General features: G+C 46.6%; 15 protein-coding genes. 14 read left to right on the top strand and 1 reads right to left on the bottom strand.

The window, feature by feature from the left end; translation table 11 throughout:
- Positions 1 to 144 precede the first annotated feature (144 nt).
- From MKY24_RS15305 to MKY24_RS15295, 3 genes are all read left to right on the top strand, one after another.
- On the top strand, positions 145 to 789 hold the full coding sequence (locus tag MKY24_RS15305) for a DUF1405 domain-containing protein (RefSeq protein WP_339200285.1): 645 nt from the start codon (positions 145 to 147) through the stop codon (positions 787 to 789).
- Positions 790 to 791: 2 nt separating this feature from the next.
- A complete protein-coding gene (locus MKY24_RS15300; RefSeq protein WP_264453641.1) occupies positions 792 to 1,688 on the top strand; it encodes a GNAT family N-acetyltransferase in 897 nt (298 codons plus the stop codon).
- A gap of 80 nt (positions 1,689 to 1,768) precedes the next feature.
- A complete protein-coding gene (locus tag MKY24_RS15295; RefSeq protein ID WP_023989150.1) occupies positions 1,769 to 2,614 on the top strand; it encodes a sporulation protein YpjB in 846 nt (281 codons plus the stop codon).
- 77 nt (positions 2,615 to 2,691) lie between these two features.
- On the opposite strand, the gene MKY24_RS15290 is transcribed toward MKY24_RS15295, so the two are convergent.
- Entirely contained in the window at positions 2,692 to 3,561 is an 870-nt protein-coding gene (locus MKY24_RS15290; RefSeq protein ID WP_023989149.1) for a YitT family protein, read from the bottom strand.
- A 214-nt stretch (positions 3,562 to 3,775) separates the two neighbouring features.
- Here MKY24_RS15290 and MKY24_RS15285 point away from each other — a divergent pair, with 214 nt between their 5' ends.
- The 11 genes from MKY24_RS15285 to panD all read left to right on the top strand — a co-directional run bounded on the left by MKY24_RS15285 (position 3,776) and on the right by panD (position 12,963).
- On the top strand, positions 3,776 to 4,105 hold the full coding sequence (locus MKY24_RS15285; RefSeq protein WP_023989148.1) for a nucleotide pyrophosphohydrolase: 330 nt from the start codon (positions 3,776 to 3,778) through the stop codon (positions 4,103 to 4,105).
- Positions 4,106 to 4,155: 50 nt separating this feature from the next.
- The gene (locus MKY24_RS15280; protein ID WP_013310696.1) at positions 4,156 to 4,674 is read left to right on the top strand and encodes a tetratricopeptide repeat protein; all 519 of its coding nucleotides are present in this window, start codon (positions 4,156 to 4,158) and stop codon (positions 4,672 to 4,674) included.
- A gap of 31 nt (positions 4,675 to 4,705) precedes the next feature.
- Positions 4,706 to 5,509 (top strand): 4-hydroxy-tetrahydrodipicolinate reductase, encoded by an 804-nt coding sequence (dapB, locus tag MKY24_RS15275; RefSeq protein WP_023989146.1) that lies wholly within the window; start codon positions 4,706 to 4,708, stop codon positions 5,507 to 5,509.
- Positions 5,510 to 5,565: 56 nt separating this feature from the next.
- On the top strand, positions 5,566 to 6,003 hold the full coding sequence (mgsA, locus tag MKY24_RS15270) for a methylglyoxal synthase (RefSeq protein WP_023989145.1): 438 nt from the start codon (positions 5,566 to 5,568) through the stop codon (positions 6,001 to 6,003).
- Positions 6,000 to 6,692, top strand: a complete 693-nt coding sequence (bshB1, locus tag MKY24_RS15265) for a bacillithiol biosynthesis deacetylase BshB1 (RefSeq protein WP_023989144.1) — start codon at positions 6,000 to 6,002, stop codon at positions 6,690 to 6,692. The genes mgsA and bshB1 overlap by 4 nt, the downstream gene beginning before the upstream one ends.
- 206 nt (positions 6,693 to 6,898) lie before the next feature.
- Positions 6,899 to 8,062: an N-acetyl-alpha-D-glucosaminyl L-malate synthase BshA gene (gene bshA / locus MKY24_RS15260; RefSeq protein ID WP_023989143.1), complete on the top strand. Its 1,164-nt coding sequence runs from the start codon at positions 6,899 to 6,901 to the stop codon at positions 8,060 to 8,062.
- A gap of 55 nt (positions 8,063 to 8,117) precedes the next feature.
- A complete protein-coding gene (locus MKY24_RS15255) occupies positions 8,118 to 9,440 on the top strand; it encodes a CCA tRNA nucleotidyltransferase (RefSeq protein WP_339200282.1) in 1,323 nt (440 codons plus the stop codon).
- The gene (locus MKY24_RS15250) at positions 9,433 to 10,407 is read left to right on the top strand and encodes a biotin--[acetyl-CoA-carboxylase] ligase (RefSeq protein ID WP_069079761.1); all 975 of its coding nucleotides are present in this window, start codon (positions 9,433 to 9,435) and stop codon (positions 10,405 to 10,407) included. Before MKY24_RS15255 ends, MKY24_RS15250 begins: the two co-directional genes overlap by 8 nt.
- Positions 10,408 to 10,752: 345 nt before the next feature.
- Positions 10,753 to 11,652 (top strand): 3-methyl-2-oxobutanoate hydroxymethyltransferase, encoded by a 900-nt coding sequence (gene panB / locus MKY24_RS15245; RefSeq protein WP_023989139.1) that lies wholly within the window; start codon positions 10,753 to 10,755, stop codon positions 11,650 to 11,652.
- Positions 11,649 to 12,587: a pantoate--beta-alanine ligase gene (gene panC / locus MKY24_RS15240; RefSeq protein ID WP_339200280.1), complete on the top strand. Its 939-nt coding sequence runs from the start codon at positions 11,649 to 11,651 to the stop codon at positions 12,585 to 12,587. The genes panB and panC overlap by 4 nt, the downstream gene beginning before the upstream one ends.
- Positions 12,580 to 12,963: an aspartate 1-decarboxylase gene (gene panD, locus MKY24_RS15235; RefSeq protein WP_013371641.1), complete on the top strand. Its 384-nt coding sequence runs from the start codon at positions 12,580 to 12,582 to the stop codon at positions 12,961 to 12,963. Before panC ends, panD begins: the two co-directional genes overlap by 8 nt.
- The last annotated feature ends 38 nt before the right edge of the window (positions 12,964 to 13,001 follow it).

Here is a 13,001-nt window from a genome sequence, read left to right as displayed (position 1 = left end):
CAGACAAATCGTTAGTTCGAGATTATAATCATCAAACCTGACTGTAGCGGCGGTCAGGTTTTTTTGATACGCTTGGATATGATATAGTCTTTGTAGGATGGAGCCTGTACAAGGTAACTGTCGTATGAACGGAGGATGAAGGACGTGTCGTTATCTTATTTGTGGAGCCGGTCGTTCTTGACGAGCCGGCCTTTTTTGTGGCTGCTGTTCTGGTGTAATTTTGTGGGAACAGTGTATGGGTACATATGGTATGGGGGGCAGTTGGAATATACACTAAATTATCACCAGTTGTGGCAGATTGTATTTGTGCCTGATAGTCCGACGGCGAGTCTGTTTTTTACGATCTCTATAGCATTTTTGCTCTATTCTCCGCATCTCAAGAGCTTAAAGGTCATTCGCCAGATCATGGAGGCGTTGGCTGTTGTCACGAGTGTAAAATATGGCATCTGGGCTTCGGCTATTATTTTTTGGGGAGTCGCGCAGGGGGGACACATGATATGGCAGGATTGGATGCTGGTGGCATCTCACACGGCAATGGCGGTCGAAGTGTTACTGTTCGTGCGTTTTTTCACCTGCAAATGGACTGCTTTATGCCTAGCTGCACTCTGGACATTGTTAAATGATACGATGGATTATACATTTGGCATATATCCGTATCTTCCGAAGACGCTAACGGATGATGTACCGCAAGTGCGTGCTTTTACCTATATGCTGACCCTTGTCAGTATCATAGCGACATGGCTTGCCATGTTTGGGCGCAATCGAAAGGGAGTAGAAGTGGAGAAATAGAGATGAATATTGTTATAAACCAAAAAGAATATATATTTAAAAAAGGAATCCGTGATGATCTTAAAATAAGAAAGAGCTTTAATCAATTAGCCAAACAAAGCTTTGGTTTTGATTTTGAGGCTTGGTATCAATTGGGCTTTTGGAATGATAAATATATCCCTTACGTACTTTTAGATGGGGAGGTTGTTGTGGCTAATGTATCTATAAGTCTGATGGATTTTTGTTTGTCGAGTGAAATGAGAAAGTGTATCCAAATCGGAACTGTAATGACGGATACCAACTATAGAAATCAAGGGTTGAGCCGGTTTTTAATAGAACGTGTATTAGAAGATTGGCAGGGCAACTGTGATGCTATGTATTTGTTCGCAAATGATAGTGTGAAGAATTTTTACCCTAAATTCGGGTTTGTTTCGGTACAAGAATATCAATTAAACCGGAAAGTAACCGCAAACAACGTAGACATTAAAGTTGAGAAATTGAACATGGAAGAGCAGTCGGATTTAAATTTACTCAAAAATAAAAGTGCTAGATTAAATCCGTATTCACTTTTTGCTGCGAAAAGTAGTGAATGGCTGGTCTTATTCTATGCCATCTCGTTTTTTAAAGATAAATTTTGGTATATACCTCAATACGATACGATTGTGGTTGCAGATTTTGAAGGGGATACGATGAATTGTTACGATATTTATGGAACGGGCGAAATTCCTATGGATATCATACTGTCAGCGGTAACGAAACAAGAAACGAAGAAGGTTGTTTTTGGCTTTACACCAAGAGAACAGGAAGGCTGCAATATTTCTCTGTTGAAACAGGAAGATACGACGCTATTTTATAAAACTAAAGATCAAAACACATGTAAAGAAAACCAACGAATGTTTCCTATTTTGTCCCGGGCATAACCCGGCTTCAAACGATTCGTCCTAAAGCAAGTTCTAGTCCCGGTAACCTTGCCATACAGTAAGGTGAGGAGGGATGTCCCATGTTTAGGGGTCAGGCGTTTCAAATTATGATACGTATTGTTTCGAGTGTTGTTTTATCTATGGTCCTGCTGCTGTCTGTCTGCGTCCCTCCAGGTGTGGCAGAAGCGCGTGATCAGTCAAAACCCATAGGAAATACAAAAGAAATTGAGGAACTAGATCATGCAGCTGCGATACTGTACCGGGATGTCATGGACGGGAACATTGAAAAAGCGCGCGCGGATGTAGCCGAGGTGAGTCGATGGTTTGGCACCGGACAGGTGCAGGCAGCGTTATCTGTAGAGGCCATTCATGCTTTGTCCGGCAGCATCCTTGAGGTGCAGCAAGCTACACAGTCCGTCCAAGCATCACCGGATGAGTGGGTGAAGGCTGCGGCCAATTTACGACTTGCGACCGATGCGCTTGCACATCCGCGTCAGCCTTTATGGCAGCAGTATTATAAGATTTTAAAAGAAGATGTTAGTGGCTTGAACAGCCAGTTTGCTAAAGGTAACATGAAGGGTTTCAAAGCTGGAGCCGCAGTGCTGGAGGACCACTATGAGACGATCCGTACAGCAGCATTGATTCATGGCAGAACAAGTGAAGTTGTCCGGGCTGACTCATGGATTTCCTACGTCAAAGGTTTGGGGGATCAGCAAAATGCAGATGCCTCAGCGATTAGAGGGGCGTTGGATCAGGGGAATCCGACGTTTAATGCCTTGTTTGGACGTGAAAAAGACGCCACTGCCCTGGCGCCATTTATCCCGCGTGAAAGTGAGCGCCGGGCAGAATTGGCAATCGGCATGATTGTTCTGCTGGCGCTGGTCTATGCAGGTTATCGTAAATATCGAGCTGGTCTCTCTGGATAACGATGCAAAATTCAAACATTCGCGTCGTTGGCTGCTGAGCCATCCATATAGGTTAGCCCATCGCCCGGATTTCCGGGCTATTCCTCTTTGAACCCCTCTCCATGAACATCATGCACATCCTGTATGATAATAAACGCCCGTGGATCAACCGATTTAACAATTTGGTGCAAACGTCGTATTTCCTGACGAGGCACGACACAATAGGCAACATGCTTGGCCTGCTTGGAAAATGCACCTACAGCCGGAATAATAGTAACTCCGCGATCCATGTCCCTAATAATAATATCCGCAATGTCCATCGTGTGGTCGCTGATAATCATAAAGGCTCTGGCGGAATAGGCCCCTTCTTGTATAAAATCAATAATCTTGGACGCGATGAACACGGCGACTAATGTATATAGAATTTTTTCTTTTGGTATGTAAAGTAGTGAAGCACCGATAATGACAATATCAATGACCAGCAGAATCCTTCCCATACTCCAGCCAAACTTCCGGTTTAGAATACGAGCGATAATATCCGAGCCGCCCGTGGTGCCGCCAAAGCGGAACACAATACCTAACCCGGCCCCAAGCGTAACCCCTGCATATAATGAAGAAAGTATAAAATCGTGTTCAGTCTGAAACGTTCCCATCCATCCGAAATGAATCATTTTTTCAAATAACCACAGAAAAAAAGTGAGCGACCCGATACCTACCCCTGTATATAGAATTTGCTTGCCCCCAAGCATTTTCCAACCAATTAAAAATAAAGGAATGTTCAGAAGTAATGTGGAGAGAGAGGGTGAAATCGAAAAAGCATAATTAAGCAGCAGGGTGATCCCTGTAATACCACCTTCCATCAGTTTACTGGGTATAATAAAATAAAGCAGACCGAATGCATAAATGGCGGTCCCGAGCACAATGGATAAAATCATTTTAAGCTGTTCCATGGACTTGGATATCTTCATATAATCCCTCGCAGTAGCAGTTTAAGGAAGAACGACTTCATGCTGATTTTGCTAAATCGCAGCTCCTTATATGTAGTATACCTTTTTACGCTAGCTTTAAAAGACTGATGACTGTAAGTTGGGATCATAAGTACACAATTAAAAAAAATTTGTTTTAAAATGTGCTTTACGATAACATATGAATAAACCTGCACATGGGGGGATTGCGTGTTTCATGGAAAAATCATTAGATGAAATTCAACGTGAGGTAGACCAGTATATATCTCAATTTAAGGAAGGGTATTTTAGCCCTTTGGCGATGTTGGCCCGGATGTCTGAGGAAGTCGGGGAACTGGCGAGGGAAGTTAATCACTCCTTTGGCGAGAAACCGAAAAAAACGGATGAGGCGGACAATTCCATTGAGCTGGAGCTGGGGGACATTTTGTTCATCACAGTTTGCTTTGCGAACTCACTAGGTATAAATTTGACCGAGGCTCATGATAAGGTCATGCAAAAATTTAACACGCGTGACGCGAATCGCTGGACTAAAAAGGACACCGATTAGGCGTTTTGTACATATGCTGTACCAAACCGGTTACCCGGAGGTGCAGTGTCATGAAGGCGGAGGAATACGTTCAGAAAGCTTATCAGTGCATTTTGCAGAACGATTTTGAGCAGGCCGTGGAATGGTTTGAAAAAGCAATTTCAGCCCAGCCTGATCATGCGGAGCATTATTTCCGGTGCTCGGTTACCTATGCTCGCAGTGGTCGTTTGGAGCAGGCTCTCGCATATGCAGAGCATGCGGTTCGTCTTGCTCCACAGCAGGATGAATATGTTCTCCATCTGCATGCGCAGGAAGCCAGGCAGCATACGGAGAAGGCCAGAAAAATGCTGGATGTTGACAGAGCTACGCCACAGGTGCGTCAGGATGCGATTTTACTACTGGAACGAGCAATAGCCCTCGATCCGTTATGTGGGGATGCTTTTTTGCTGCTTGCATTGATTTATGACGAATTGAATGAGTATAAGCTGGCTGTGCAGGCTGCTCGTGAGGCGGCTGCACTGTTTCCTCACAATGTGCAGCTTGCCAACCTCATGAAGAAGTTATGCCAGCAGATGAATGAACAGATCTAACACAAATGGATGCATAAGGAGTTGTAGGGATATGTCAGAACCAATAAAAGTGGCTGTTGTAGGAGCAGCAGGGCGTATGGGCCGTGAAGTTATCAAATTGGTTCTTCAGGATGAGGAACTACAGCTTGTGGCCGCAGTGAACAGAACACATGCCGGCAGTGATGCCGGCCTTCTCGTCGGACTACCGGAAGCGGGTATCGCTATTGTGGAGGATGTGGAGCAGGCTTTACTGGAGAGTCGTGCGGATGTCATGGTCGATTTTACGGGGCCGCGTTTTGCGTACGCACATACAGCGCTTGCTATCAAGCATGGAGTTCGTCCGGTTATCGGAACGACAGGGTTTACCCCCGAACAGATTGATGAACTGGACAAGCAGTGTCGTGAGCAGCAAATTGGTGGTCTGATCGCGCCAAACTTTTCGATTGGGGTCATTTTGATGATGCGTTTTGCGGCTCAGGCAGCGAAATACTTCCCACATCTGGAAATCATCGAATATCATGGTGACCAAAAATTGGACGCGCCATCGGGCACAGCCATTAAGACCGCAGAGCTGATCGCCGAACAGCGTGAAGAGCTACGACAGGGTAACCCGGAAGAGGAAGAAACGTTAGAAGGATCACGGGGGGGTTACTATCAAGGGTTCCGTGTCCACAGTGTCCGTCTTCCCGGTGTGTTCGCACAGCAAGAAGTTATATTCGGAGGATTTGGACAATCTCTGAAAATTCGTCAGGATTCTTATGAACGGGCGGGCTATATGCCTGGTGTTAAAATCGGAATTCAGAAGGTCATGGAGCAGCCAGGGCTTGTATATGGATTTGAGCATTACATCGATTAAGAATACGCGAATGATTTGACGAATGAAATTATAGAATGAGGCAGGAGGAACTTTGAATGTTAAAGATTGCATTTATAGCGCATGACCGAAAAAAGGATGAAATGGTGAATTTCATAACGGCCTATGAGCATGTTTTTACAGATCACCAATTATTTTCAACAGGTACAACAGGTCTGCGCATTATGGAGCAAACCAAGCTTCAAATTCACCGTTTCATGTCCGGGCCGCTTGGAGGAGATCAGCAAATCGGGGCTATGGTTGCGCAAAATGACATGGACTTGATTATATTCTTGCGTGATCCGCTCATGGCACAACCGCATGAGCCGGACATTAGCGCCTTGTTACGTTTGTGTGACGTGCAGGGGATCCCTTTGGCAACTAACGTTGCAACTGCTGAAATACTGGTCAAAGCACTAGACCGTGGCGATTTTGCTTGGCGTGAGCTGGTACATAAATATAAACCGGGCATCGACCAGCAGGGTGATGTAAAATGACGTTGGACATCCTGATTTTCGGAGCCCATGCCGACGATGCAGAAATAGGAATGGGTGGCACGATTGCCAAGCATACAGCCGCTGGTTTAAAGGTGGGCGTGTGCGATTTGACGCGGGCTGAAATGTCATCCAATGGTGATGTGGATACTCGTATGTCAGAAGCTGAACATGCTTCGAAAGTGCTCGGGCTTGCTGTGCGTACGAATTTGGGTCTGCCTGATCGTGGATTAAATGTGACTCCTGAACATGTAGCTGCAGTTACAGCAGAAATTCGACGCCATGCACCTAAAGTTGTATTCGCTCCTTATTGGGAGGATCGGCATCCAGACCATGTCATGTGCAGCAAGTTGGTGGAGGAAGCGGTATTTAACGCCAAGTTGCGACGTTTTATGCCAGAAAATCCTGCGGTACAGGTAGAGCAATTATATTTTTATTTTATTAATGATATTGGCAGAACGGATTTGATTGTGGATATTACCGAGCATTATGAAGCCAAGGAACAGTCGTTGTTGAGTTATGCTTCGCAATTTCAGGCAACGCCTGGAAAGGATACAGTATCCACACCATTAAATCAGGGATATGTAGAACGCGTAAAAGCTCGTGACTCGTTGTTGGGTCAGCGCAAACTGATTTCGTATGCAGAAGGCTTTGCGTCCAAAACGCCATACCTGGTTAAGCTATTCACATAAGGATTTTGCAAAAATCCAATAAGCGACTTCCAATGATAAGATATAGATCGAAATGGTTTAGTTTGTCTATATCTTGTACTTCGGAGCGATTGGAATCGAATTTTGCAAAATCCTGACATAAGAATTCTATACTTGAGCATTTTGCAGAATGTTAAAATAAATCGGCAGAAAAGTTATCACTGATGGGCGGAAGGAGGCAGCTTAGCTTGAATGACAAACTGAAAATTGGAATTACCTGTTATCCGTCGCTGGGTGGCTCCGGCGTAGTGGCTACTGAGTTGGGTAAGTTGCTGGCAGAAAAAGGGCACGAGGTCCATTTTATTGCCAATAGCATTCCGTTCAGATTAGGCGGGGCGTTTCAAAAAAATATTTTTTATCATGAGGTTGAAGTTAACGATTATTACGTGTTTAGATATCCGCCATATGATTTGTCACTGGCGACCAAAATGGCCCAAGTCGCACAAATGAAGAATTTGGACGTACTCCATGTTCATTATGCGGTACCACATGCAGTATGCGCTTACTTGGCGAAGGAAATGGTGGGTGATCATCTGAAGGTGGTAACCACCTTGCATGGTACGGACATTACCGTGTTGGCACAGGATGAGTCGTTGAAGGACCTGATTCGGCTGGCTATTAACAAAAGTGACGCTGTGACAGCGGTTTCCAAGGATTTGATTCGGGAGACGATAGATGCGTTGGAAATTACACGGCCTATTGATTTAACCTACAATTTTGTAGATAAACGGGTATATTATCCACGAGATGCCGCTGCGCTTAGAAGTGATTTTGCCCAACCGCATGAAAAAATAATGATGCATATTTCCAATTTCCGTCCTGTCAAAAGGGTGGGAGATGTGTTGGATATATTTGAAAGAGTGCAACGTAAAGTACCTGCGAAGCTTCTGTTGGTGGGGGAAGGACCGGATCTTCCAAAAATCCGTTGCAAAATCGAGACTTTAGGTCTGCAAGATAAGGTCTTCTTTTTAGGTAAGCAGGATCAGATCGCAGAAGTGATTTCTATGGCGGATGTACTGCTGCTTCCCTCGGAAAAAGAAAGTTTTGGTCTGGTTGCGCTGGAAGCAATGGCCTGTGGAGTGCCGACAATCGGTTCTCAGGCAGGGGGAGTACCTGAACTCGTTGTGCATGGAACTACAGGGTATCTTGCTGAAATCGGTAATACGGAGGCAATGGCTGATTATGCAGTAGAGCTGTTGTCCGATGAAGCGATGGCGGAACGTTTCCGTGAAGCGTGTCTGACACGCGCCCGTACCGTTTTCTGTGATAAGCTGATTACCCGTCAATATGAAGAAATATATTACCGTGTGTTGGGACGCGAGGTGCCGGATCTTAAACCGATCAGCGTTTAAGGGGGCGGACTCGCGTCCGTTTTTTATATTGAATACTTGCAAAGGGGGAAACCCTGTGAATACAAATACTTGGCAATATGCTGACCAAGAGATGGCTCTTCATGGTAGAGAGGTCATACATACACTAACAGCAGCAGGACACGAAGCTTACTGGGTCGGTGGTTGTGTGCGGGATGAGCTATTAGGACGAGCTATTCATGATATGGATTTGACCACTTCGGCTGAGCCTGAACAGGTCATAGCGCTATTCCCTCACGTCATTCCGACAGGGATTCAGCATGGGACGGTTACGGTCATGCAGGGTGGTCATGCGTTCGAGGTGACCACTTTTCGTACGGAAAGCGGTTATGCCGATCACCGCCGTCCAACGGAAGTTGCCTTCGTGAAGGATATCCGTGAGGATCTGATGCGACGGGATTTTACTATGAATGCGATTGCGATGGCAGAACACGGAGAGCGGGTGGACCCGTTTGGGGGAGAAGCCGATTTACGAGCTGCTCTCGTTCGTTGTGTAGGCCGAGCCGAGGAACGCTTTGAGGAGGACGGGTTGCGGATGCTGCGTTGCATCCGTTTTGCCTCTGTATTTCGGTTCCGCGTTGCATTCAACACCTGGAAAGGTATGATTCGGCGCAGAGAGGGACTTCGTTACATAGCCATGGAACGTGTGCGGGTCGAGCTGGAAAAGATGCTGGCGGGCCCTGACCCTTTACGTGGGTTGGAGATGCTGGGGCGTAGCGGATTGCTCGGCTGTACGAAGGTTCCGGTTCCCTGGGAGCAATGTGAAGCACAAGCGCTCAAGGGGATCGTTCAACTGCAAGAAGAACTGCGGTGGGGCCTGCTCTTAATGTCTTGTAGACTTACCTCAGAGGTAGCTGACGAGCTACTAAGAGCTTGGACCTTCTCCAACGCGGTACGACTTCGGCTGGTTCATTTGCTGGAATGGGAGACCGAATTAATCTACAGTACTAGTGTCATAGCTGGCGACTCCGTTACGGAGGAGTCTGACATTATCAACGATGAGGCACTGCGTCGTAGCTGGATTCGACTGCTAATTAGACTGGGAAAGGATACAGCTTCAGACTGGCTTGATCTTTACAATACACTGCCTGCTTCATTCCGCGGATTATCGCCATGGGTAGAAAAGCATGTGGCGAAAACAGCCGAACTGGCAAGCTTGTGGACAAAGCAGGCTGTAGTCGTTCGTATCAAAGATTTAAATATTACAGGAAATGAACTGGTTCAGGCGATGAATCGACCAGGCGGACCTTGGCTGGGTCAGATGATGGAACAGCTTTTACAAGCTGTTGCCTGTGGAGATATTCCGAATGAAACAGAAACATTGCTTCAGGAAGCGAAACGGGTGATGAGTAGTGAATAATCATGAAAGATTGTTAGGCATACTGGAGGAAGGTACATCCGATTACGTATCAGGGGAGGAAATCAGCCGACGGCTCTCGGTTAGCCGAACAGCAGTATGGAAGCAGATCAACAAACTGCGTGAGTTGGGCTACAATATTGATGCCTCCTCGCGTCGGGGCTATCGGTTGATATCCCGACCGGATCGGCTAGAAGTCTCCAAATTGGCCGATATATTAAATACCCAATCGTTTGGCCAGCGTATCGTTGTACTGGATTCGACGGTATCCACTCAGCAGGATGCCATGCGTTTGGCAGAAGAGGGCGCGCCAGAGGGGACAGTAGTGCTTGCAGAGGAACAAACGGCAGGTCGGGGACGTCAGGGGCGGAAGTGGTATTCACCTCGTGGCAAAGGAGTCTGGTTGAGCATTGTGTTGCGCCCTACCCAGCCTTTGGCTTTTACCCCCCAGCTAACGCTACTTACAGGTGTAGCAGTGTGTAGAGCCATTCGTCGGCTGACGGGTGTGGAGGCTGGTATCAAATGGCCAAACGATCTGCTGATTCATGGTCGCAAAGTATCCGGTATTCTGTTGGAATCTGCAACAGAGGATCAACGGGTTCGCTATTGTATTGCAGGGATCGGCATTGACGTAAATTTGAATAAAGAAGATTACCCGGAAGAGTTATCGCAGGTGGGAACGTCATTGAAAATAGAAGCAGGGCGTGAAATTGACCGTACTGTGCTGATTGCCTCAGTGCTGGAAGAGATGGAACAGCTAAGTAAGTTGTATGCCGAGCAGGGGTTCCAGCCTATAGCCATGCTGTGGGAGGCTTTGTCCGTGACTATGAACCGTAGTGTACGGGCACATACCGGACAAGGGATAACTGTAGAAGGTACAGCTGTTGGCTTGGACCCTTCCGGGGCACTCGTGATAGAAACGGATCAGGGAGAGCGAATTCAGGTCATTTCAGGGGATATACAATTATAGAAGCGACCTTAGCTATGAAAACGACCGAAATCGTTCTATTCCCTGTGCAAAACTTCACGTGAAAAAGCTGATGTTTTTTGTTATACTGTGCAGGAGGCGGCATCGGACGGTCCGAGCTGCACTCCAGGGGCACATGCTCTACTTTAGCAAGTTTGTAAGACCATCATAACTTCATTTGAAGGTTACGTTGGATTCTGCTCTGAGCCGAACAGGACCGAGACAGAAGGGACGATCTCAAAATGAGTGTCTTTTTTGGCTGTTCGGACCTTTTGATGACGCAGATGTACAGGCGTTCATAAAAGGTTATTTTTTGTGCCAAAAAAAGATGGAAGGGAGCCATTCGCAATGGCAGGAAAACAAGCACTGAATATTGTGAAAATGAAAAAAATGAAGCAAGAGGGCATTCCGCTTAGTATGCTGACCGCCTATGATTATCCATCGGCTAAAATAGCCGAGGAGGCGGGAATTGACATGATTCTCGTAGGTGACTCGCTGGGTAACGTAGTTCTTGGTTACGATTCAACCATCCCTGTAACCTTGGATGATATCGTGTACCATTCCCGGGCAGTCGCAAGAGGCGCGGAACATACATTTATCGTAGCGGACATGCCTTTTATGACATATCACAGCAGCGTATCAGAAAGTCTTCAGGGCATCCGCCGTCTGATGCAGGAAGGACATGTGCATGCTGTTAAATTGGAGGGCGGAGCTGAAATTGCCGATGTCGTAAAAGCAACTGTTCAGGCAGGTGTGCCTGTATTGGGACATATTGGGCTTACTCCGCAATCGGTTAATCAAATTGGCGGCTATCGCATTCAAGGCAAGGACGAAGCGGACGCACGCCGGTTGATGGCGGACGCCAAGGCGCTGGAGCAGGCGGGTGCTTTTGGCGTTGTACTGGAATTGGTAACTGAGGAAGTGGCAACAGCGATTTCTAAAGAGCTTTCCATTCCAACCATTGGAATTGGTGCTGGACGTGGATGTGACGGTCAGGTACTTGTTTATCACGATCTGATTCAGTACGCATCGCCTTATTTCAGCAAACGCTTTGTTAAAACCTATGCCGATGTAGGCGGCTTGATCCGCAGCAGCATTGAGCAGTATGTGAGTGATGTGAAAGGGCGGGCATTTCCGGCCGCAGAGCATGTGTTCAGCGCGGATGACCGCGTTGTGGAATCCCTATACGGTAAGGCAAAAGGACAGACACAGGAACAAGCTAAGGAAAAGGTGGAATCTCGGTCATGATCATCGTAAGAGAAGTGGCTCAGCTGCGCAAGATTATTGCTGAACGTCGGCAGCTTGGGACAAACGGAGCAAAAACAATAAACGATTCTGCTTCTTTACAGCAACATAAAGTCGGCTTTGTACCAACAATGGGATACCTGCATGAAGGACATGCGAGCTTGATGCACAAGGCGCGTGAAATGGCAGATACGGTGGTGCTTAGCATTTTCGTAAATCCGATTCAATTTGGACCGAATGAAGATCTGGAAAGCTACCCCCGCGATGAAGCTCGTGATTTGGAGGTAGCACGGCGCGAGGGCGTGGATATTGTATTTTTGCCAACTGTAGCAGAAATGTATCCACAACCAACCCAAACCAAAATTCGTGTATCCGCTTTGACAGATCGCTTGTGCGGTGCCTCCCGTCCCGGCCATTTTGATGGTGTGACTACGGTGGTAGCCAAGCTTTTTAACATGATAGGTCCTGATTTGGTCTTTTTTGGAATGAAGGACGCGCAGCAGGTTGCTGTGCTCCAGCAGATGGTGACTGATCTCAATATGAACGTGACTATCGTACCTTGTCCCATCGTCAGAGAGGCGGATGGTTTGGCCCTCAGCTCCCGTAATGTGTATTTAAGTGCAGAACAGCGCGAGCAGGCGTTGGTGCTGTCCCAGTCACTGCGTAAGGTGCAAGAAGTGAGCGAAGATATTGTAACAAACACAATTACGATTCGTCAGCTACATCAAATGGTGGAGTCCACCATTACTTCCTCTCCTTTAGCAGACATTGATTACATTGAAATATTAACTTTTCCCGGTCTGGAGCCCCTTCTTCCCGAGCAACGGCTATGTGATGTTCAGGAAGATGTCATCGTAGCGCTGGCTGTGAAATTTGGCAATACCCGACTGATTGACAATATAAGAATACAGAAGGCGGAGGTGCTTTCCCATGTTTAGAACCATGATGAAATCCAAAATTCACCGCGCTACCGTTACGGAAGCTAACCTGAACTATGTGGGGAGTATCACTATAGATGAAGATCTCATGGAGACATCGGATCTGTTGGAGAATGAAAAGGTTCAAATTGTAAACAATAACAATGGAGCTCGACTGGAAACCTATGTTATCCCCGGACCGCGTGGGAGCGGAGTGATCTGTCTCAACGGTGCGGCAGCCCGTTTGGTGCAGCCTGGTGATACAGTCATTATTATTTCCTATGCTTCCATGTCGAATGAAGAGGCCAAAACATACAAACCAACAGTGGTATTTGTTGATGAACATAATAAACCAGCCCAAACGATGAACAAAGAAGTACACGCGACGATCATGTAATGAATGGGAGTGCGGATGAAACCCGTCTTTTAAGCGAA

This window comes from Paenibacillus sp. FSL P2-0322 (assembly GCF_037975315.1).
In the GTDB taxonomy this organism is placed as follows: Bacteria; Bacillota; Bacilli; order Paenibacillales; family Paenibacillaceae; genus Paenibacillus; species Paenibacillus polymyxa_B.
This window is presented reverse-complemented; position numbering and strand designations above follow the sequence as displayed.